The following is a 21,112-nucleotide window of genomic DNA, read 5'->3' as shown; positions in this document are numbered from 1 at the left end:
CCTTTCTTTCGCGGGGGGCTCAGCGGGAGGGGAACGCCCACTCCACCTGCAGCCATATCTTGCGCGTATCGCGCGCGAACCCGTCGCTCTGGTAGTCCGCCACCTTCAGCAGCCCCGCCAGCCCGCCCGGCAGCGGGAACGACAGGGATGCGTCCCACTCCCTGCCGTAGCCGGCGCCGCCGCGGTCGGCTTCGAAGTCGTGCCAGGCGACGGTCCAGCCCAGCTTTTCCTGCAGCTTTCCGCTGCCGAACTTGCCCGACACCGACGCGTAACGATCGTCCAGCCCGTTCGCCGGCGTCACCAGGAACTTGTCCGCCCAGCCGTTGAATGCATGCAGCGTCGCCAGCGGCGTCTGGAAGGACGTTGCGCCGTTGCCGCCAAGCTGTTCCCAGCCCAGCTTCCAGGTCAGCCCCCAGGCGGCTGCCGAGGGCTCGACCAGGACGTAGTCCTCGTCGACCCGCAGCGGATTGTTCGCATGGTCGCGCTGCCTGGCGAACTCCAGCGTCCAGCCCAGCTTGGTCGCTGCCAGTTCGCGGCTGCCCGTCCAGCGCAGGCCCAGCGTGCGCGTCGAAGCGCTGGCCACGTCCTCGTCCTGCAGCCAGTAGCCATAGGCCACCACCGTGCCGGCCGCGGTCTGCCAGCTGGCGTTGGCCAGGTGGGCGTCCAGTCGCCGTTCGCGCGCCAGCGGGTCGCGGGCCTCGTCGCTGAACACGCGGTGCACGCGGTCTAGCCAGGCGTAACGCAACACCAGCCCGTCGCGCGGGCTCAAATCCGCGACCAGGCCGTCGTAGGTCTGTTCGTTCTGGCGCCAGCCGACATTGCCGACGAAGCGCTGGTTGTCCAGCAGCAGCCGCTGCCGGCCCAGCGTCGCGCCACCTTTCGCGCCCTGCCAGCGCAGCCAGGCCTGATTTACTTCCACTGACGCGGGATCGGCCACGACCGGATAGCGGGTTTCACCATTGGCAGTGGAATTGAAGCTGTCGTTCAGCGCCGCGATGCCTTCGAATTCAAGCCCCGACGACCAGCCGCTGCCCAGCGTCTGGCGGTAGCCCAGCCGCAGGCGCAGGGTGTCGGCGCTGGCGTCGCGGGCGTAGGCCGCGTCGTCCACGGCTTCGTGGCGATAGCGCAAATGGCCGGACCATCCGTCTCCGGCTGGAGCGGCGCTGGCGGCATACGGCAGGCCGGCTGCGGCCAACGCAAGCGTGATGCAGGTCTTGAGGTTCATGGCGAGCTTCCGAAGCAGGCCCGGATCGGGTCGTCGCGAGGGTGCGCCTGCCCGCGCGTCTTGCCACTGAGCCAGGTCAAGCGCGGAAGAATTAGTCGCATGCCGCGGGGTTCACATCGCCGGGCAGGGGGCGCATGCTGTTCGACATGGGTTCTGCTTGACGCGCGTCAGGGAAGGACGCGTGCCTCCGCAGGAAGCTGTCGGCATTGATTGCCCGAACGACCTACTACCGGAGACATGCTCATGAAACGCCCCCTGCTCGTGCTTTCCATCGCCGCCGCCCTGGCCCTTGCCGGCTGCCGCGACAACCCCAATTCCGGACTCGACGCCCACGAGGCGGTGGTCGCCAAGCGCGCCGCCGGCGCGGCGGACACGGGCGGCTCGCGCAAGGGCGACTTCGGCCCGCCGCAGGGTGAAATGATCGATGCCGTACTCACCGCGCCGCCGCACGTGCCGCCGCCGACCAACCGCGACTACCCGGCCAAGGTGAAGGTCGAACTGGAAGTGCGCGAGGTCGACCTGGAGATCGCCGAAGGCGTCACCTACACCTTCTGGACCTTCGGCGGCACCGTGCCCGGCAGCTTCATCCGCGTGCGCCAGGGCGACACCGTCGAGTTCCACCTCAACAACCACCCCGACTCGAAGATGCCGCACAACATCGACCTGCACGGCGTCACCGGCCCCGGTGGCGGCGCCTCGTCCACGTTCACGGCACCGGGCCACGGCTCGCAGTTCACCTTCAAGGCGCTCAATGCCGGCCTGTACGTGTACCACTGCGCCACCGCGCCGGTGGGCATGCACGTGGCCAACGGCATGTATGGCCTGATCCTGGTCGAGCCGCCCGAAGGCATGCCGCCGGTGGACAAGGAGTTCTACGTCATGCAGGGCGACTTCTACACCACCACCAAGTACCGCGAGAAGGGCCACGCGCCCTTCGACATGCAGCGGGCGATCGACGAGAACGCCACCTACGTGCTGTTCAACGGCTCCGAAAACGCGCTCACCGGCGACAATGCCATCAAGGCCAGCGTCGGGGAGAACGTGCGCCTGTACGTGGGCAACGGCGGTCCGAACCTGGTGTCGAGCTTCCACGTCATCGGCGAGATCTTCGACAAGGTCTGGTACGAGGGTGGCACCCGCTACCAGGAAAACGTGCAGACCACGCTGATCCCGGCCGGTGGCGCCATGATCGCCGACTTCCACCTCGAGGTCCCGGGCAGCTACGTGCTGGTCGACCACTCCATCTTCCGCGCCTTCAACAAGGGCGCCCTGGGCATCCTCCAGGTGGATGGCGAGGAGGACAAGAGCATCTATTCGGGCAAGGAAGTCGACCACGTCTACCTGGGCGACAAGGCCGCCAGCATGCAGCCGGTGGCCGATGCCGCCGCCGCGGACAAGGCGGGCACCCTGACCCTGGACGACCAGGTCAAGGCCGGCCAGGCCCTGTTCGCCGGCACCTGCTCGACCTGCCACATGCCCGACGGCAAGGGCATGGCCGGCGTGTTCCCGCCGCTGGCGGGCTCGGACTGGATGACCCGTTCGCACGACGAACTGGCCGCCATCGTGCTCAACGGCCTGTCCGGCCCAATCAAGGTCAACGGCGAGGACTACAACTCGGTGATGCCGCCGATGAGCCAGCTGACCGACGACGAGGTCGCCAACATCCTGACCTACATGCTCAACAGCTGGGGCAACCCGGGCGGCCAGGTCAGCAAGCAGGACGTGGCCAAGGTCCGCGGCTCCACCGAGCGTGGCGAAGGCGCGGCGCACTGACCATGAAAACGGCCTGCGTCCTGCTGCTGGCCCTGCTTCCCCTGCCCGGCGTCGCCGCCGGGCAGGACTGGGCCCGGCTGCCGGGCGGTGAATTCACCTCGGTGCTGCGCTACGAAGACACCAACGGCGTACTGAAGGTCGCCCCCTTCGAACTCCAGCGGCGGCCGGTCACCAACGCCCAGTTCCTGGACTTCGTCCGCGACCACCCCGATTGGCGCCGTGGCCAGGCCCCGGAGCTGTTCGCCGAAGCGCGCTACCTGCAGCACTGGGCCGGCCCGACCGATCTCGGCGACGCCGGCCCCGCCCAGCCGGTGGTGCAGGTCAGCTGGTTCGCGGCCCAGGCCTACTGCGAGGCCCAGGGCGCGCGCCTGCCGACCTGGACCGAGTGGGAGTTCGCGGCAGCCGCCGACGAAACCCGCGCCGATGCCCGCAAGGACCCGGCCTGGCGCGAACGCATCCTGGCCTGGTATTCCCGGCCTTCCAACCGGGGCCTGGCCGATGTCGGCCAGGGTCCCACCGACATCAACGGCGTGCAGGACCTGCATGGCCTGGTCTGGGAGTGGGTGGACGACTACGCCGCGATGCTGGTGTCGCCCGACAACCGCGACCAGGGCGACCCGGACAGGCTGCAGTTCTGCGGTGCCGGCGCGCTTTCCATGGACGACCGCGAGAACTACGCGGTGCTGATGCGCGTGGCCATGCTGTCGGCCCTGCAGGCCGAAGACACCACCGGCAACCTCGGTTTCCGCTGCGCGCGCGACATCAAGGAAAGCACACGATGAAAACCTGGCGCTTCACACTGGGGCTGCTGCTGGCCCTGGCCACCGGCGCGCCGCTGGCGGCCCCCGCCGACCTGCCCGGCGATTCCGTCTATCGCCTGGCCGACGCCTACACCGACCAGGGCGGACGCGACTTCACGCTCGCCGATGGCCGCGGCAAGGTGCGCGTGGTGGCGATGTTCTATACCTCCTGCCGCTATGTCTGCCCGCTGATCATCGACAGCGCCAGGGGCGTCGAACACGCGCTGTCGCCCGCCGAACGCGCGCGCCTGCAGGTACTGCTGGTCAGCCTGGACCCGGCCCGCGACGACCCCGAGGCGCTAAGGCAGGTCTTCGACAAGCGCCGGCTCGATGCCGGCCGCTGGACCCTGGCCCGCACCGAAGCCGCCGGCGTGCGCCGCCTGGCCGCGGTGCTGGGTATCCGCTACCGGCCGCTGGCCGACGGCGAGTTCAACCACACCTCGGCCCTGGTCCTGCTGGACGCCGAAGGTCGCATACTCGCCCGCACCGAGACCCTGGGCAGCGTGCCGGACCCGGCCTTCCTGGCGGCCGTGAAGGCCGCGCTGGCCGAACCGGCGGGCTGAACGGGCCTCGCACGGGACAGGCATGGGGCCGGCGCGCGCGCCTTGACCAAGGTCAACCCCGCGCCGCGCCGGGTTGCGGATAATGGTCGCCAAGACAACGGGGAAGCTCCGATGACGCTGGACAACAAGGCGGAAACCTACAACGACAAGGTCGTGCTGCAGTTCGCGGTGATGACCGTGGTCTGGGGCGTGGTGGGCATGCTGGTGGGGGTGATCATCGCCGCCCAGCTCTACTGGCCCTCCCTGAACTTCGACCTGCCCTGGTTCAGCTTCGGCCGCCTGCGGCCGCTGCACACCAATGCGGTCATCTTCGCGTTCGGCGGCAGCGCCCTGTTCGCGACCAGCCTGTACGTGGTGCAGCGCACCTGCCACGTCCGGCTGATATCGGACAAGCTGGCCGCCTTCGTGTTCTGGGGCTGGCAGCTGGTCATCGTGGCCGCGGCCATCTCCCTGCCGCTGGGGTACACCCAGGGCAAGGAATACGCCGAACTGGCCTGGCCGATCGACGTGCTGATCACCCTGGTCTGGGTGGCCTACGGCTTCATCTTCTTCGGCACGATCGCCAAGCGCCGGGTCCGGCACATCTTCGTCGCCAACTGGTTCTACGGCGCCTACATCATCGCTGTGGCCCTGCTGCACATCATCAACTCGCTGGCCATGCCGGCCGGCCTGATGCACAGCTACCCCATCTACTCCGGCGCCGTGGATGCCATGGTGCAATGGTGGTACGGCCACAACGCGGTCGGCTTCTTCCTGACCGCCGGTTTCCTGGGCATGATGTATTACTTCGTGCCGCGCCAGGCCAACCGCCCCATCTACAGCTACCGCCTGTCGATCGTGCACTTCTGGGCGCTTATCGCCGTGTACATGTGGGCCGGCCCGCACCACCTGCACTACACCGCCCTGCCCGACTGGGTGCAGTCGGTGGGCATGGTGTTCTCGCTGATCCTGCTGGCGCCCAGCTGGGGCGGCGCGATCAACGGCATCATGACCCTCTCGGGCGCCTGGCATAAGCTGCGCACCGACCCGATCATCAAGTTCCTCGTCGTCGCCATCTCGTTCTACATGATGAGCACCTTCGAGGGCCCGATGATGTCGATCAAGACCGTCAACGCGCTCAGCCACTACACCGACTGGACCATCGGCCACGTGCACTCGGGCGCCCTGGGCTGGGTGGCCATGATCTCGATCGGCTCGATCTACATGCTGATCCCGCGCTGCCTGGGCCTGAAGGAAATGGCCAGCATCCGCATGATCGACCAGCATTTCTGGGTCCACACCATCGGCGTGGTGCTCTACACGGTGTCCATGTGGATCGCCGGCATCTACCAGGGCCTGATGGCGCGCGCCGCGAACGACGACGGCACGCTCACCTACGCCTTCGCCGAGATCGTCGAGTTCAACTACCCCTACTACCTGGTGCGCCTGCTCGGTGGCCTGCTGGTGATTGCCGGCATGGCACTGATGTGCGTGAACACCGTGCGCACCTTCCGCCTGGCCAAGGGCGCGGTGGAAACGCCGGTGCTGCCGCCCGCCGCCCAGACGCACGCCTGAGGACCCGACATGAGCCACGAAAAGATCGAAACCAATGTCGGCTGGATGGCGATCCTCATCGCGATCGTCATCAGCTTCGGCGGCTTGGCGGAAATCGTGCCGCTGATGTACCAGGCCGAGACCGTCAAACCGATCCCGGGCGTCAAGCCCTACCCGGCGCTGGAACTCGCCGGCCGCGACATCTACGTGCGCGAAGGCTGCTACAACTGCCATTCGCAGATGATCCGCACCCTGCGCCACGAAACCGAACGCTACGGCCACTACTCGCTGGCCGGTGAATCGGTGTACGACCGTCCGTTCCAGTGGGGCAGCAAGCGCACCGGCCCCGACCTGGCGCGCGTCGGCGGCCGCTACTCGGACGACTGGCACCGCGTGCACCTGATCAACCCGCGCGACGTCGTGCCGGTGTCGAACATGCCCGGCTACCCCTGGCTGGCCGAAACCGCGGTGGACCCCGGCGTGGTGACGCGCAACATGCGCGCCCTGCAGCGCCTGGGCGACCCGTACACGGCCGAGGACATCGACGGCGCCGCCGCCGCGGTGACCGGGAAGTCCGAGATGGACGCGCTGATCGCCTATCTGCAGGGCCTCGGCAAGCACGCGCCGGTGAACTGACATGATCGCCGGCATCTCCACCGTCCTGTTGCTCATCCTGTTCCTGGTCGGCGTCGCCTGGGCCTACAGCCGCAAGCGCAAGCCCGAGTTCGACGCCGCCGCCCGCCTGCCCCTGGAAGAAGACCAGAGCGAGAACACCCCATGACTACCGGCTGGTCCCTTTACGTCATTTTCCTCGTCGTCCTGAACATCGTCGGCTGCGCCTGGCTGCTGTGGTGGACGTCCAAGCGCCGCGGCGACGAAGCGCGCAACGACTCCGAGACCACCGGCCACGTCTGGGACGGCGACCTCACCGAATACAACAAGCCGCTGCCGCGCTGGTGGATCATCCTGTTCTGGCTGACCATCGTGTATTCGGTGGGTTACCTGGTCTGGTACCCGGGCATGGGCAATTTCGCCGGCACGTCCGGCTGGACCTCGGCCAAGGAACACGACGCCGACAAGGCCGAAGCCGACGCCCGCCTGGCCGAAGCCTTCGGGCGCTTCGACGGCATGCCCATCGACGAAGTCGCGGGACATGAAGAAGCCGTCGCTTTCGGCGCGCGCCTGTTCCAGAACCACTGCGCCCAGTGCCATGGTTCCGACGCCCGCGGCGCCAGGGGCTTCCCCAACCTCACCGACGGCGACTGGCTCTGGGGCGGCACGCCCGACCAGGTGCTGGCGTCGATCGTGGACGGCCGGCAGGCGGCGATGCCGGCGCTGGGCGCGGCGATCGGCGGCGACGTCGGCGTCACCGAGGTGGCGGCCTACGTGCAAAGCCTGTCGGGCATCAAGGCCGACCCGGCCCTGGCCGAAGCCGGCAAGGCCAAGTACGCCGGCGTCTGCGCCGCCTGCCACGGTGTCGACGGCAAGGGCAACCCGATCCTGGGCGCGCCCAACCTCACCGACAACATCTGGCTGTACGGCAGCGACTTCGCCAGCATCAGCGAAGGCATCCGCAATGGCCGCAACGGCATGATGCCGGCGCATGGGCCGATCATCGGCGAGACCCGCAGCCGCCTGGTGGGCGCTTATGTCTGGACGCTTTCGCATGGCAAGGACGCGGAGCCACCCGACGCCCCATGAGCCAGCCCGCCGACCGTTTCGACCACCCGCCCCGACCGCTCGCCCAGCGGCTCGGGGCGATCCTTTGGCCCAGCTTCTTCGCCGCCGGCGTGGCGACGATGGTGTTCTTCGCCTTCGTTGATCCGCTGCTGCTGCGCGACATGACCTTCCCCGAGGTCGAGATCAGCCGGGGACTGGGTTACACGGTCGGCTTTTTCATGTTCTGGGCCTGCACCGCGGCCAGCAGCCTGTTCACCTGGATCCTGCTCCGGCCCGCCAGCCGCTTCAACAAACCCCTGGCGGGTGACTAGGTCATGGCCCGCAAGATCCCCAGCGAACTCGTCGACGAGGTTTCGCTCTACGTCGCCGAAAAGAAGGTCTATCCGCGCGAGCAGGACGGCCTGACCCAGCGACTGCGCAAGGCCGCGGTGATCTGGCTGCTGGGCATGTACTACGGTTTCGCCTGGCTGCAGTGGGACGACCGCCAGGCCGTGCTGTGGGACCTGCCGGCGCGCAAGTTCTACGTCTTCGGACTGGTGTTCTGGCCGCAGGATTTCCTGTTCCTGGCCCTGCTGCTGATCATGGCCGGCCTGTCGCTGTTCTTCTTCACCGCGGTCGCCGGCCGGCTTTGGTGCGGCTACGCCTGCCCGCAGACCGTGTGGACCGAAGTCTTCATCTGGATGGAACGCTGGACCGAAGGCGACCGCAACAAGCGCATGAAGCTCGACAACGGGCCGTGGACCCGCGAGAAGTTCATGCGCAAGGGCGCCAAACATGTCCTGTGGCTGGCGTTCGCGCTGTGGACCGGCTTCACCTTCGTCGGCTACTTCACGCCCATCCGCGACCTGGCCGCGCGCCTGTCGCCCTTCGAGTGGGGCGGCTGGGAAATCTTCTGGGTGCTGTTCTATTCCCTGGCCACCTGGGGCAATGCCGGCGTGCTGCGCGAACAGGTGTGCAAGTACATGTGCCCCTACGCGCGTTTCCAGGGCGCGATGTTCGACCGCAACACGCTGATCATCGCCTACGACCCGCTGCGCGGCGAACCGCGCGGCCCGCGCAAGAAGGGCAAGCTGGCCAGCGTGCTCGAGCGTGCCCGCGGGCTGCTGCCGCTGGACGTCGCCACCAGCGCCGTGGTGCACGCCTCCCAGCACCGCAGCGCCGCCGACCTGCAGGCCGGCGCCCGCGCCACCACCGGCCTGGTGGTGGACCAGCAGCACGGCCTGCCGCCGCCGCCCGAAGTCAACTCCCCGGAAGACCTGGGCGACTGCATCGACTGCACAATCTGCGTGCAGGTCTGCCCCACCGGCATCGACATCCGAAACGGCCTGCAATACGAGTGCATCGCCTGCGGCGCCTGCGTGGACGCCTGCGACATGGTGATGGACAAGATGGGCTACCCGCGCGGCCTGGTCCGCTACACGTCGCAGAACGCGGTCGAAGGCAAGCATGTGCGCCTGCTGCGCCCGCGCGTACTCATCTACGGCGGCCTGCTGGTGGCCCTGGCGATCGGCTTCGCCGTCGGCATCGCCCAGCGCAGCCCGCTGATCGTGGACGTCATGCGCGACCGCAACGCGCTCTACCGCACGGCCGCCGACGGCAGCATCGAAAACGCGTACACCGTGCGCATCGTCAACAAGGACATTGCACCCCGTGAATTCACCATCCGCATCGACGGGCCGGAAGGCATCACCCTGGTCGAAGCCGGCGCCGTGCACCGCGCCCTGGCCGAAGAAGTGCTGACCGTGCCGATCACCCTGCGCGCGCCCGCCGGCCTGGCCAAGGGCCGGGTGGACCTGGACCTGGTGGTCGAGTCCTCCGCCGAAGGCGTCAGCGAGACCGAAGAAACCCGCTTCTTCGGGCCCTTCTGATGGACAAGCCCAAGACTTCGTCGTTTTCGCGCAACCCGGTGCTCTGGCTGGTGCTGGCGATCCCGGCGGCAACCATCGTCGCGGGCATCTGGACGCTGGTGGTCGCCTCCGGCAAGAGCGCGGTCGATGCCGACCCCGACCCGGTGCGGCGCACGGCGCAGGTGCAGGTGGCGTCCATCGAGGCCGATGCGCAGGCCGCCAGCCGCGGCCTTGGCGCCACCCTGGTGATCGAATCCGACAGTGCACTGCTGCGCCTGGACCAGCCCACGGGTCCGCGCGCGCCGACCCTGCAGCTGGTGCATCCGCTTGAATCCTCCCTCGACCGCCAGCTGGCCCTGCTGCCGGATCCGAAGGGCTGGCGCACCGACGGCCCGGTGGCGTCCACGCACGTCTGGCAGCTTCGCCTGGTCGCCGACGACGGCAGCTGGCGGCTGGTCGGTCGTTACCACCCCGGCGACACCGAGATCACGCTGGCGCCCGCACTCGCGGCGCCGTGAACCCGTCGGCGCCGTCGGGCTGTTTCCACTGCGGCGAGCCGCTGCCCGCCGACCCGGTCCGCGTTCGCCTGGACGGCGCCGAACGCGAGGTCTGCTGCGCCGGCTGCGGCGCCGCCGCCAGCTGGATCCGCGACGCCGGACTGGGCGACTACTACCGCCTGCGCGACTCCGCCGGCGCGCGCGTTGACCTGTCCCCGGCCGACTACAGCGCCTGGGATCGCGCCGACGTGCAGGCCGGCCATGCTTTCGACACCCCCGAGGGCCGCGAGATCACCGTGGTCTGCGAAGGCATGCACTGCGCGGCCTGCGCCTGGCTGATCGACCACGCCCTGCGCCGCGAACCCGGCGTCAGCGACGCCGGCGCCAATGCCATCACCGGCCGCGTGCGCATCGCCTGGGATCCCCGGCACACGCCGCTGTCACCGGTACTGGCCCGGCTGGCGTCGCTGGGCTACCGGCCGCACCTGGCCCAGGGCGAAGCCGCCGAGCGCGAGCGCCGGCGCGAACGCAACCGCCTGATCGCCCGGCTGGGCGTCGCCGCGCTGGGCACCACCCAGGCCATGATGTTCGCCGAGGCGCTGTACCTGGACACCGCCAACGAGATGGCGCCGGCGACGCGCGACTTCTTCCGCTGGATCACCTTCCTGGTGTCCACGCCGGTGGTGTTCTTCTCCGGCTGGCCCTTCCTTGCCGGCATGGCCACCGAGCTGCGCGAACGCCGCCCGGGCATGGACACCCTGGTGGCGACCTCGGTGCTGCTGGCCTATTTCGCCAGCCTGGTGGAAACCCTGCGCGGCGGCGCCCACGTCTGGTTCGACGCGGCCGTGATGTTCGTGCTGTTCCTGCTGGCGGCGCGTTTCCTGGAACGCATGGCGCGCCGGCAGGCCAGCGCGCGCCTGGACACCCTGGCGCGCGCGCAGCCGGCCCTGGCCTGGCGCGAGGTGACCGGCGGGCGCGAGCAGGTGCCGGTGTCGGCGCTGTGCACCGGCGACGTGGTGCAGGTCGGCGCCGGCGACACCGTGCCCGCCGACGGCGAACTGATCGATGAAGCCGCGGCGCTGGACGAGTCCTTGCTGACCGGCGAGTCCACGGCCGTGGCCAAGGCCGCAGGCGATCCGCTGTATGCCGGCAGCGCCTGCCGCGAAGCCCCGCTGCGCCTGCGCGTGACCCGCACCGGCGCCGACACGCGGCTGTCGCAGCTGGTGCGTGCAGTGGACCGCGCGCAATCCACGCGGCCGCGCGTGGCCCGGTTCGCCGACGCCGTGGCGCAGCGGTTCGTGGTTTCGCTGTTCGTCGCCGCGATCATCGTGTTCGCCGTCTGGTGGCAGCTGCAGCCCGAGCGGGCCTTCGAAATCGCGCTGGCCGTGCTGGTGGTCAGCTGCCCCTGCGCGCTGTCGCTGGCCGTGCCCACCGCCCTGGCCACGGCGCACGGCACGCTGGCGCGCTGGGGCGTGCTGGCGCTGGGTGCGGATTCGCTGGAAAGCCTGGCCCGCGCCGACGTGGTGGTGCTTGATAAAACCGGCACCCTGACCCTGGGCCAGCCGCGCCTGCACGGCGCGCAGGCCATCGAAGGTGACATCGGCCACTGGCGGCAGGTCGCTGCCGCCCTGGAAGCCAACGCCGGCCACCCCCTGGCGCTGGCGTTCGCCATGCACGAGGTGCCCGTGGCCACCGCGGTGCGCACCCTGCCCGGCCACGGCGTGCAGGGCCAGGTGGATGGCCGCGACTATCGGCTGGGCCGCGCCGAGTTCGCCGCCGGCCGCGCCGACGACGGCGCGCTGTGGCTGGGCGACGGCAGCACCGCCTTCGCCCGTTTCGAAACCAGCGACCCCGTGCGCGAGGACGCGGCTGATGCCGTGGCCAGCCTGCGCGCCCTGGGCCTGCCGCCACACCTGCTCAGCGGTGACGGCGAAGCCAGCGTCGCCGCGGTCGCGGGCAGCCTGGGCATCGAAGACTTCGCCTCGCGGCAGTCGCCGGAGGACAAGCTGGCCGCCGTGCGCGCGCTGCAGGCCCAGGGCCGGCGCGTACTGGCCGTGGGCGACGGCATCAACGACGCGCCGGTACTGGCGGGTGCCGATGTCTCGGTGGCCATGGCCGGCGGCGCGCCGCTCGCGCATCGTTCGGCCGACCTGGTGCTGGCCGGCGCTTCGCTGATGCGCCTGCCGCAGGCGGTGCAGCTGGCGCGGCGCACCCGCCGCATCATCGGGCAGAACCTGGGCTGGGCCCTGGCCTACAATGTCGTGGCCCTGCCCCTGGCTGCCCTGGGCCACATCGGTCCCGGGCTGGCGGCGCTGGGCATGGCCGCCTCGTCGCTGGTCGTCACCGCCAACGCCCTGCGCCTGGGGCGCACGAAAGGGGTAACCGCGTGAACATCCTGCTCGCCCTGATCCCGGTTTCGTTGCTGCTGCTCGGCGCGGCGATCTGGTTTTTCCTGTGGGCGGTCAAACGCGGGCAGTTCGACGACCTCGACACCCCGGCGCTGGACATGCTGCGTGAAGACGACCTCCCGGCGCCGGCCCCCGAAGCACCCGACAAGCGCGAAGCGCGCGACGCCGACTGATGCCGGTCGACCTGCTGGTGCTGGGCGCGGCGCTGCTGACCGGCCTGCTGGGTGGCGTGCACTGCATCGCCATGTGTGGCGGCATCGCCACGGGCCTGGCCGCCACCTCGCCAAAACCCGGCCTGGGCACCGCGTTCGCGCTCAACACCGGCCGCGTGCTCGGCTACACGATCGCCGGCGCCCTGGTCGGTGCCTTCGGCGGCGGACTGCTGCTGCTCGCGCGTTCCGAGGCGCTGGCCACCGGCCTGCGCATGGCGATGGGCGGCGTGCTGATCCTGGTCGCGGTGCGGCTGCTGTGGCCGCGCAAGCTGGGCTTCCTGTCGCGCGGCGGCGCCTGGTTCTGGAAGATGCTGCGGCCACTGCAGTCGAAGCTGCCGGCGCACGGTCCCTGGCGGCCCTGGGCCCAGGGCCTGCTGTGGGGCTGGCTGCCCTGCGGGCTTTCGAGCACGGTGCTGGTGGCGGCGTGGCTGGAAGCCAGCGCCCTGCACGGCGCCCTGGTGATGGCCAGCTTCGGCATGGGCACGATGGCGACCATGGTGCCGGTCACCTGGAGCGGCGCCCGCCTGGGCCAGCTGCTGGCCAACCGCGCCTGGCGCTACGGCGCCGCCGGCCTGGTGGCGCTGGCGGGGGTGGTCACGCTGGCCGGCCCCTGGCTGGCCGGCCAGCCGGCGATCCATGCGGTGCTCGAAGCCCTGGGCTGCCGTTCGATCTGAATGCGCAAGCGCCCGCCCGACCTGGATGGTCTTGCCCCGAGCAGCCTGCAATTGCCGCCGGGCGGATGGTCGACGGTGCTCGATTGCCTGTGCGATCGGTTCGCCGCGGTCCCGCGCCCGGCCTGGCTCGATCGCATGGCCCGGGGGCGCGTCGTGGACGACCAGGGGCGGCGGATCACGCCGGACACACCGTTCGTGGTCGGGCTCGAAGTGCACTACTACCGCGAGGTGGCCGAGGAATCGACGATCCCGTTCGAGGAAGTCGTATTGCACGCCGACGAACACCTGCTGGTGGCGGACAAGCCGCACTTCCTGCCAGTCACGCCCGCGGGTGTCCATGTCCATGAAACCCTGCTGGGCCGGTTGATCCGGCGCACCGGCAACCCGGACCTGGTGCCGCTGCACCGCATTGACCGGGACACGGCCGGACTGGTGCTGTTCTCGACCAACCCCGACAGCCGCGCACGTTACCACGGGCTGTTTCGCGAACGCAGGATCGAAAAGCGCTACGAAGCGATCGCGCCGGCGCTGCCGGACGTGACGCTCCCCTTGCTGCGATCAAGCCGGATCGTCGCCGGCGAGCCCTTCTTCCGGATGAGGGAAACCCAGGGGCCGGCGAACAGCGAAACCCGGATTGACGTCGTCGCCCGCGGCGAACCGCATTGGCGTTATGCATTGACACCGATCACCGGCCGCAAGCACCAGCTGCGTGTGCACATGGACGCGCTGGGGGCACCGATCGCCAACGACGGGATGTATCCGGCGCTTTGCCATCGCACGGCAGGCGACTACTCGGCGCCATTGCAGTTGCTGGCGAAGCGGCTGTCGTTCGTCGATCCCCTCACCGGACTTGTTCGCAGCTTCGCCAGCGAACTCCGGCTCGAGCATTGACCGACATCGACTGCGCCGGACGCGATCGCAGCTGATCGCCATCAACTCATCCTCCTGGTTTCCAGAATGCCATGTTGGGGTAGATCCATTGCCACGGCGTGCCGGTCTCGCCGATGGCGAATTCAACCAAGCGCGGGAACGCCGCCTCGGCGCGGACGTCGTTCGACAGGATTACCACGCAACGCCTGCCTTCCTGGACGCATACCACCGTATTGCCGGTCCACTCATTGTGGCCTCCACGGTTGAATGCCGGACCCTGCGGTCCGTCGTAGACCACAAGTCCCAGGCCTGCCGCGAGATCGGCCCGGCGCGCATCGAGAGGCAGTTCCGGCTGCAGCGTCGGGAACTGCGAGACGGTGGTGATCGGTAGCTGCGGGCGGGTCATTTGAGCGTGAGAACTCTCGGACAGACCATCGCCACGCACCAGCCCCGCCACGAAGCGGGCGATATCGGCAATGGTGGTGTCCATCGATCCGGCAGCACGTACGGTGCTGCGTTCGTCGTGTGGCTCGACGCTGCCGTCGATCCGCCATCCGTCTGCAAGATTCCTGGCAAAATCCTGGCGCCACTTCATATCCGTGTTTTCCATGCCGAACCGGTCGAACACGCGGCGCTGCATCTCCTCGCGCACATCAAGGCCGATCCCGCGCTCGATCACGAACTGCAGCAGGATGAAGCCGTCGCCCGAGTACGCGTAGCGGCTTCCGGGATCGAAGTGCATGCGAAGTTTTCCGTCGGGTGCCAGGAAGCCGAAGTTCGGGAACCCGGTGGAGTGCGTGAGCACGTGGCGGGCGGTGATTCGGCGCCAGCGATCGTCGCCTGCGAGGTCGGGCCAGGACGCGTATTTGTCCTCGTTCGGGTAATCGCTCAGCGGACGTTCCAGATACGTGCCCAGGGGCTGATCCAGATCCAGCACACCCTCGTCGACCAGCTGCATGACCATGTACGAGAAGGCGGCCTTGGTGACCGAGGCGCCGTACATCACGGTATCGGTCTGGAGCGGGTCGCCGGCGGCATTGCGCAAACCGTAGCTCGACACCTGCGTTACCTGCCCGTCATGGATCGTCGCCATCGCAAGCCCCTTCGCCCCGGTGGCCTGCATCGCCAGGCGGACTTCGGCATCCAGTGCGGCCGTCGTGGGGCGCGCTGTGGCAACGTCGCTGCCAACGGCTGCGGCCAACAGCGCCACGGTGAGAACAAGGGGATGGGCCCAGATGCGCGCCAGGCGCCGGGATGAAGCAGACGGGTGCGAAAGTGTCATGGCAGTCTCCGGTTGCGGTACTGACTTCGACGATGCACGGGGCCAGTTCTTACGGTGGCCTGTTGCGACCGCCCCAGCCCACGCCCAGGGACGCCGATCCGCCTGTGTAAGAATCGGCCTGCTGCGTCGTCTTCAAGGCATACGATCAGGAGAAATCGATGCCATGTCCCTCAGTGTTCGACTGGAAGTCACCGTGAGTCAGCAGGAAGCCGCCGACGACCCGGAAGTGTTGGCGCGCCTCTATGGCCCGCTCGTGTACAAGGCCGCCTACCGTGTCCTGGGCGATGTGACACTGGCGGAAGACGCCCAGCAAGAGGTCTTCCTGCGGCTGCTGCAGGCGCCTCGGAAAGGGGTCGAATCGTGGCCCGCCTACCTCACCGCAGCGTCGGCGCGCGTCGCCATCGACATGTTGCGCAGACAACAGCGTTGGTGGCGCGTATTGCCGCAATGGCTCGCGCAGGCGCCGACAACGACACCGTCCGCCGAACACATGGGCATCCAGGACCAACAGGCCGAGCAGCTTCGCAGCGCGATCGCACGCCTGCCGAAGCAACAGGCCCGGTGTTTTGGCATGCGTTACCTGGAGGGCATGGAGATCGGCGACATCGCACGCGCCCTTGAGATAAGCGAGAACAACGCAGGGGTAATCCTGCACCGCGCGCGCCGTGGCCTTGAGGCGCAGCTGCGCGAAACAGGAACGGAGGAACTGCAATGAGCAAGCTGTCCGGGCATGAACTATCCCCCACGCTGGCCGCGCGCGTGAAAGCCGCCAAGGGTGAACCTTCCCCGGCGGCCATCGAGCAGGCGCAGCAGGCACTGATGCGTCGGCTGCATTCGGAGCCACCTGCGCGTCGCAGAACACGCGGCCCCTTGTTTGCAGCGGCGGCCACGGCAATGCTCGCACTCGTCGCCTTCATCGCGGTCCCACTGCTGTCGAGCCATGGCGAAGCCTTCGCCGCGGTGCAAAGGCATTTCCTCGATTTCAACACGTTGTCGATGCGCGTCGAACAACGTGTCCATGGCGAGATCGTGCAGACATCGCGCATGGTGGTTGATGCGCAGGGCGTCGTGCGCACGGATGTTGGCGAGGAACTCAGCGTCATCGTCGATCCCGGCCACGAACGCGTGCTGATGCTTCTTCACGGCCCACGGCACGCAATGCTGTCGCCGCTGCAGGGAGCCAAGCCCTCCCCTGATGCCTCGCTGCACTGGCTCGAAGAACTCCGCGCCTTTGAAGGACGTGCCGAGCTGCTTCCTGGCACGCGCCTGTTCGACGGCCACGTGGCGCGCGGCTGGTCCTTGCAGATCGAGGGGAGCCTGATCGTACTGTGGGCGGACGCCGATGGCCTTCCGCTTGCGATGCAAATGGGACAGCCGGGCGAGATGGGCCTTACGTTCCACTTCGAGTTCGACCAGCCTGTGCCGCGCGGCCATCTCTCCAGCCAGGTGCCGGCCGGCTACGTGCTTGCTGAACCCGACCCGGATTGACCCACCTCGAGCGCCTTCAGCGCTCCCCGCGGGCTTTGCCGGTGGGCGCCACCGGCGCATGCACCAGGGCATCCAGGCGCGGCCGGTCGAGGATCTTCAGCTGCCGGCCGCGCACGGCGATGACGCCTTCGTCCTGGAGCTTGGTGAGGGTGCGGCTGACCGTTTCGATGACCAGGCCCAGGTAACTTGCGATGTCCTCGCGGCTCATCGGCAGGGTGAAGACGTCGTGCGGCTTGCCGAGCAGCTTGTAGCGTTCGGACAGGCCGTGCAGGAACAGGGCGACGCGCTCGTGCGCCTGGCGCCGTCCCAGCATTTCAAGGTGCGACTGGTCGCGGTTGATGCCCTGGCCGATGATGCGCAGCAGCTGGTGCTGCAGGCCCGGCACCTGCCGGCAGACCGTTTCGAGCTGGCCCATCGGGATTTCGCAGACGCTGGCCGGGGACAGGGCCTCGGCTTCGCAGGCGTGCTTGCCGCTGCCCATAGCGTCCAGGCCCATGAGCTCGCCTGGCAGGTGGAAGCCCACCACCTGCTGTTCGCCTTCCGAATCGATGGCCACCGTCTTGAACGCGCCCTCGCGGGCGACGTACAGGGAGCCGAGCGCCTGGCCGGAGCGGAAAAGGGTGTCGCCCTTTTCCAGCGGACGGCGCGTGCGAACGATTTCGTCCAGTTGCTCAAGGTCGCGGCCGCCGATGCCCGCGGGCAGGCACAGCACGTGCAGCGAACATTGCGCGCAGCTGCGCCGCAGGCGATCGAGGTCGAGTACGTCGGCCGTCATGTCAGTCCTTCGCCGGCTCCGCCCCGGCGTCCTGCGCCGTCCAGCGCTTGAGCCAGGCATTGACCGTGTCATGCCAGAGCACGCTGTTGTGCGGCTTGAGGATCCAGTGGTTTTCGTCCGGGAAATACAGCAGCTGGCTGGGCACGCCCTGGCGCTGGGCGGCCGAAAACGCGGCCAGGCCCTGTTCCACCAGCACGCGGTAGTCGAGCTGGCCGTGGATCACCAGCATCGGCGTCTTCCACTTGTCGACGTGCTTGATCGGGTTGAACTGTTCGTAGGCTTCGGGCGACTGCACCGGGGTGCCGCCGTTTTCCCACTCGGTGAACCACAGTTCTTCGGTGTTGAAGCCCATGATGCGCGTGTCCACGACGCCGGCGTGGTTGACCAGGCAATCGAAACCGTCCGGCCAGTTGCCGGCGATCCAGGCCACCATGTAGCCACCATAGCTGCCGCCCAGCGCGCAGGCGCGATCGCCGTCGAGGAAGGAATATTTCTCCTGCGCGGCCGCCCAGCCCTTTTGCAGGTCCTCGAGCGGCTTGCCGCCCCAGTCGCCGGTGATCGAATCGGTGAAGGCCTGGCCGTAGCCGACCGAGCCGTGGAAATCGATCATCACCACCGCGAAACCGGCACCGGCGTAGGTCTGCGGATTCCAGCGGTAGTGGAAGTTGTTGCCGAAGCTGCCCTGCGGGCCGCCGTGGATCAGGAAAGCCACCGGGTACTGCTTGCCCGGCTCGAAACCCGCCGGCTTGACGACGTAACCGTACACGGTCTCGTCGTTCCAGCCCTTGAAGCTGAATTGTTCATAGGCGCCGAACTGGATGTCGCCCAGCACGCCGCCGTTCTGCACGGTGACCTGCCTGGCCTGGCTGCCGTCGGCGCGGGCCACGAAGGCCTGGGCCGGGGAGTCGAGGTCTTCGAAGGTGTAGGCCAGGGTGTCGCCGGCCAGGTCGTAACCGCCGACCGTGCCGCCGCCGATGAGCTTGGTGACTTCGCCGCTGGCGATGTCGACCTTGAACAGCGAATAGGTGCCCACGTCGAACGTCGTCGTGTAGATGGACTTGCCGTCCGCCGACAGCGTGATGTTGCTGGCCGAACGGTCCCAGTCGGGCGCGATCTCGCGGGTCTTGCCGCTGGCCAGGTCCATGGCCATCAGGGCCAGGCGGTCGGCCTCGAAGCCCGGGTGCTTCATCGCGCGGTAGTACAGGGTCTTGCCGTCGGCCGAAAACACCGGGCCGCCGTCCAGGGGCGGATTGGCCTCGGTCAGGTTCTTCGGCGCACCGCTGCCGGTCGCGCGCGCGTGGTAGAGGTCGAAGTCGGTGGACCAGGCCTCTTCGCGGCCCACCGCCTTGGCGGCGAACACCAGCGACTGGCCGTCCGGCGCCCAGGTGTAGTCGTCCTTGCCGCCGAAGGGCTTGGCGGGCACGTCGCCTTCGATGCCGGCGCTCACGCGGGCGGGTTCGCTGCCCGCCTTGCCGTCTGCGTCGAAGCGGGCGACGAACAGCTGGTTGCGGCGACCGTCCTTCCAGGTGTCCCAGTGGCGAACGAAAAGGCCGTCGTAGAGCACGCCGCTGGTCTTCGCGTCCGCCATGGCGTCAAGCCTTTGCTTCGTGCAGGCAAGGGTGCCGCAGTCGGTGAAGACCTCGAAGCTCAGCGCCACCGCGCTGCCGTCGGGCGAAAGCTTGAAGGTGCCGACCGGCAGCGGGTAGTCGCTGACCTGCTCGGGCTCGCTCCCGCCCACGGCCTGCTTCCACAGCTGGGACGAGCCGGATTTGGAGGAAAGGAAATACACCGCGCTGCCATCGGGCGAAAACGCCGCGCTGCCGGCGCCCAGCCCCTCCGGGGTGAAGCGCTTCGGCGGCGCGAGGTCGCGGGCGTACAGGTCCCTGATCCACAGGCCGGTGCTGGCCTTGTTGGCATCGAAGTCGACCTCGCGCACGGTCACCAACAGGTGCCGGCCATCGGGCGACAGGGTCGGCGCCGACACGCGGTCAAGCCTGACCAGGTCGCGGGCGTCGAAACCGCGCGGCGACTGGGCGGCGGCGAGCGCCGGCAGGAAGAGCGCGGCCAGGCAAAGCGTGAGCTTGCGGTTCATGGCGGTACCTCGGTTCAGTGGTAGCCGATCTGCACCGCCACCACGAGGGCGACGGCCGCGGCCAGGGTCAGTTTCAGCAACAGCGGCCAGATGAAGCGCAGCCAGCGGTCGTAGGGAATCCCGGCGATGCCCAGGATGCTCATCAGCACGATGTTGGTAGGCACGACCATGTTCGAGAAGCCGTCGCCGAACTGGTAGGCCAGTACGGCGGTCTGGCGGCTCACGCCGACCAGGTCGCCCAGCGGCGCCATGATCGGCATGGTGACGAATGCCTGGCCGCTGCCGGAAGGAATGAAGAAATTGATGACCGTCTGCACCACCAGCATGCCGATCGCCGCCAGCTCCGGGCCCACCGTTTGCAGGGGCCCCGCCAGGGCATCGACCAGCGTGTGCAGCAGCTGGCCTTCCTCCAGGATCAGCGCGATCGAGCGCGCGAAACCCACCAGCACGGCCGTACCCGCCAGCTCCGACGCCCCGGTGATGAAATGCCGCGCGGTGCCGTCGGCGCCGAGCCCCGCCACCAGGCCGGCAACGATGGCCAAGGCCAGGAACAGCGCGCCCAGCTCCACCAGGTACCAGCCCTGCCGGCTGATGCCCCACACCATCGCGGCCAGCACCACCAGCGAAAGCAGCAGCACGAGCGTGCGCCTTCCCTGCATTGGCGGGAAGCTGGTCGGCGGCAGGTAGCGCGGTTCGATGCCGCTCATCAGGCTGCGCGACGGATCGGCCTGGACCTTTCGCGAGTACGACCACACATGGTGCACGCCGATGGCCACGAAGGGTACGAACAGCGCCAGCCGGAACTCCCAGCCCGACGTCGGCGCCAGCCCGGCAACCCCCTGCGCGATCTGCACGGTGAAGGGATTCAGCGCCGCCACGCCGTAACCGATGCCGTAGCCACCAATCATGATGCCCATGGCCGTGATCGCGTCCATGCGCATCGCCAGGCACAGCGCGATCAGCATGGCGGCGAAGGGGATGTACTCCTCGGCGATGCCGATGGCGCCCGAGCCCGCCGCGAACACCAGCATGCCGCCGGTGATCAGCCAGGCCGGCCGGTCACCCACCTTGCGCAGCACGCTGCCCAGCAGCGCGTCGATCATGCCGGTGGCGCGCAGCACCCCCACCGCGCCGCCGACGATCAGCACGAAGAAGATGATGTCCTGCGCCGCCGCCAGTGCCCGGGGCACCACGGTGAACAGCGTGTGCCAGGGCAGGTGCACCCGTTCCTCGGCCAGGGTGTAGGTGCCCGGCACCACCAGGGCATGGCCCTTGCCGTCGTCCACGGTGTCGAAGCTGCCCTGGGGCAGCACCCATGTCGCGACAAGGGCCAGCGCCATCATCGCGAACAAAAGCACCAGCGTGTGCGGAACGCGAAGTGGCCTGGACATGG

Annotated in this window: 21 protein-coding genes; 16 read left to right on the top strand and 5 right to left on the bottom strand. The window is 68.6% G+C overall.

The genetic code is table 11. From position 1 onward, the window contains the following. Window positions 1–19: 19 nt before the first annotated feature. A complete protein-coding gene (locus IEX13_RS01660; RefSeq protein WP_188660476.1) occupies window positions 20–1,225 on the bottom strand; it encodes an alginate export family protein in 1,206 nt (401 codons plus the stop codon). Window positions 1,226–1,468: 243 nt separating this feature from the next. Here IEX13_RS01660 and nirK point away from each other — a divergent pair, with 243 nt between their 5' ends. The 14 genes from nirK to IEX13_RS01590 all read left to right on the top strand — a co-directional run bounded on the left by nirK (window position 1,469) and on the right by IEX13_RS01590 (window position 14,103). Further along, the gene (gene nirK, locus IEX13_RS01655) at window positions 1,469–2,998 is read left to right on the top strand and encodes a copper-containing nitrite reductase (RefSeq protein WP_188660473.1); all 1,530 of its coding nucleotides are present in this window, start codon (window positions 1,469–1,471) and stop codon (window positions 2,996–2,998) included. A 2-nt stretch (window positions 2,999–3,000) separates the two neighbouring features. Beyond that, complete coding sequence (locus tag IEX13_RS01650; RefSeq protein WP_188660470.1) at window positions 3,001–3,780, top strand: formylglycine-generating enzyme family protein; 780 nt, start codon at window positions 3,001–3,003, stop codon at window positions 3,778–3,780. After that, window positions 3,777–4,361, top strand: coding sequence for an SCO family protein (locus tag IEX13_RS01645; RefSeq protein WP_188660469.1), 585 nt, complete (start codon window positions 3,777–3,779; stop codon window positions 4,359–4,361). Before IEX13_RS01650 ends, IEX13_RS01645 begins: the two co-directional genes overlap by 4 nt. A gap of 111 nt (window positions 4,362–4,472) precedes the next feature. After that, on the top strand, window positions 4,473–5,915 hold the full coding sequence (ccoN, locus tag IEX13_RS01640) for a cytochrome-c oxidase, cbb3-type subunit I (RefSeq protein WP_188660467.1): 1,443 nt from the start codon (window positions 4,473–4,475) through the stop codon (window positions 5,913–5,915). A gap of 9 nt (window positions 5,916–5,924) precedes the next feature. Continuing rightward, window positions 5,925–6,530, top strand: a complete 606-nt coding sequence (ccoO, locus tag IEX13_RS01635; protein WP_188660465.1) for a cytochrome-c oxidase, cbb3-type subunit II — start codon at window positions 5,925–5,927, stop codon at window positions 6,528–6,530. Window position 6,531: 1 nt separating this feature from the next. Beyond that, window positions 6,532–6,675, top strand: coding sequence for a cbb3-type cytochrome oxidase subunit 3 (locus IEX13_RS01630; protein ID WP_188660463.1), 144 nt, complete (start codon window positions 6,532–6,534; stop codon window positions 6,673–6,675). After that, window positions 6,672–7,595, top strand: coding sequence for a cytochrome-c oxidase, cbb3-type subunit III (ccoP, locus tag IEX13_RS01625; protein WP_188660461.1), 924 nt, complete (start codon window positions 6,672–6,674; stop codon window positions 7,593–7,595). Before IEX13_RS01630 ends, ccoP begins: the two co-directional genes overlap by 4 nt. Further along, on the top strand, window positions 7,592–7,885 hold the full coding sequence (locus IEX13_RS01620; RefSeq protein ID WP_188660459.1) for a hypothetical protein: 294 nt from the start codon (window positions 7,592–7,594) through the stop codon (window positions 7,883–7,885). The genes ccoP and IEX13_RS01620 overlap by 4 nt, the downstream gene beginning before the upstream one ends. A 3-nt stretch (window positions 7,886–7,888) precedes the next feature. Beyond that, window positions 7,889–9,442, top strand: a complete 1,554-nt coding sequence (locus tag IEX13_RS01615; protein ID WP_188660456.1) for an RdxA/RdxB/FixG family protein — start codon at window positions 7,889–7,891, stop codon at window positions 9,440–9,442. Then, window positions 9,442–9,939, top strand: a complete 498-nt coding sequence (locus IEX13_RS01610) for a FixH family protein (protein WP_188660453.1) — start codon at window positions 9,442–9,444, stop codon at window positions 9,937–9,939. Before IEX13_RS01615 ends, IEX13_RS01610 begins: the two co-directional genes overlap by 1 nt. Beyond that, the gene (locus tag IEX13_RS01605) at window positions 9,936–12,308 is read left to right on the top strand and encodes a heavy metal translocating P-type ATPase (protein WP_188660450.1); all 2,373 of its coding nucleotides are present in this window, start codon (window positions 9,936–9,938) and stop codon (window positions 12,306–12,308) included. The genes IEX13_RS01610 and IEX13_RS01605 overlap by 4 nt, the downstream gene beginning before the upstream one ends. Next, window positions 12,305–12,499, top strand: coding sequence for a cbb3-type cytochrome oxidase assembly protein CcoS (gene ccoS, locus IEX13_RS01600; RefSeq protein ID WP_188660448.1), 195 nt, complete (start codon window positions 12,305–12,307; stop codon window positions 12,497–12,499). Before IEX13_RS01605 ends, ccoS begins: the two co-directional genes overlap by 4 nt. Continuing rightward, window positions 12,499–13,212, top strand: a complete 714-nt coding sequence (locus tag IEX13_RS01595; RefSeq protein WP_188660445.1) for a sulfite exporter TauE/SafE family protein — start codon at window positions 12,499–12,501, stop codon at window positions 13,210–13,212. The genes ccoS and IEX13_RS01595 overlap by 1 nt, the downstream gene beginning before the upstream one ends. Then, window positions 13,213–14,103 (top strand): pseudouridine synthase, encoded by an 891-nt coding sequence (locus IEX13_RS01590; protein ID WP_188660442.1) that lies wholly within the window; start codon window positions 13,213–13,215, stop codon window positions 14,101–14,103. 46 nt (window positions 14,104–14,149) lie between these two features. Here IEX13_RS01590 and IEX13_RS01585 read toward each other — a convergent pair whose 3' ends face one another. Then, complete coding sequence (locus IEX13_RS01585) at window positions 14,150–15,364, bottom strand: serine hydrolase domain-containing protein (protein WP_188660439.1); 1,215 nt, start codon at window positions 15,362–15,364, stop codon at window positions 14,150–14,152. Between the two features lie 163 nt (window positions 15,365–15,527). On the opposite strand from IEX13_RS01585, the gene IEX13_RS01580 reads away from it, so the two are divergent. Both IEX13_RS01580 and IEX13_RS01575 read left to right on the top strand, forming a co-directional pair. After that, on the top strand, window positions 15,528–16,079 hold the full coding sequence (locus IEX13_RS01580; RefSeq protein WP_188660436.1) for an RNA polymerase sigma factor: 552 nt from the start codon (window positions 15,528–15,530) through the stop codon (window positions 16,077–16,079). After that, window positions 16,076–16,852, top strand: a complete 777-nt coding sequence (locus IEX13_RS01575) for a hypothetical protein (RefSeq protein ID WP_188660433.1) — start codon at window positions 16,076–16,078, stop codon at window positions 16,850–16,852. The genes IEX13_RS01580 and IEX13_RS01575 overlap by 4 nt, the downstream gene beginning before the upstream one ends. Before the next feature lie 16 nt (window positions 16,853–16,868). Here IEX13_RS01575 and IEX13_RS01570 read toward each other — a convergent pair whose 3' ends face one another. Genes IEX13_RS01570 through IEX13_RS01560 form a run of 3 tightly spaced genes read right to left on the bottom strand, consistent with a single transcriptional unit; the run spans window position 16,869 to window position 21,110 of the window. Further along, window positions 16,869–17,627, bottom strand: a complete 759-nt coding sequence (locus IEX13_RS01570) for a helix-turn-helix domain-containing protein (protein ID WP_188660430.1) — start codon at window positions 17,625–17,627, stop codon at window positions 16,869–16,871. A gap of 1 nt (window position 17,628) precedes the next feature. Continuing rightward, window positions 17,629–19,719, bottom strand: coding sequence for a S9 family peptidase (locus IEX13_RS01565; protein WP_188660427.1), 2,091 nt, complete (start codon window positions 19,717–19,719; stop codon window positions 17,629–17,631). 14 nt (window positions 19,720–19,733) lie between these two features. Further along, a complete protein-coding gene (locus tag IEX13_RS01560; protein ID WP_188660424.1) occupies window positions 19,734–21,110 on the bottom strand; it encodes a YfcC family protein in 1,377 nt (458 codons plus the stop codon). Window positions 21,111–21,112 lie beyond the last annotated feature (2 nt).

Source organism: Arenimonas soli (assembly GCF_014643775.1).
Lineage (GTDB): Bacteria > Pseudomonadota > Gammaproteobacteria > Xanthomonadales > Xanthomonadaceae > Arenimonas > Arenimonas soli.
Note: the sequence above shows the minus strand (reverse complement) of the source record. Positions and strands in the feature narration are given on the sequence as shown.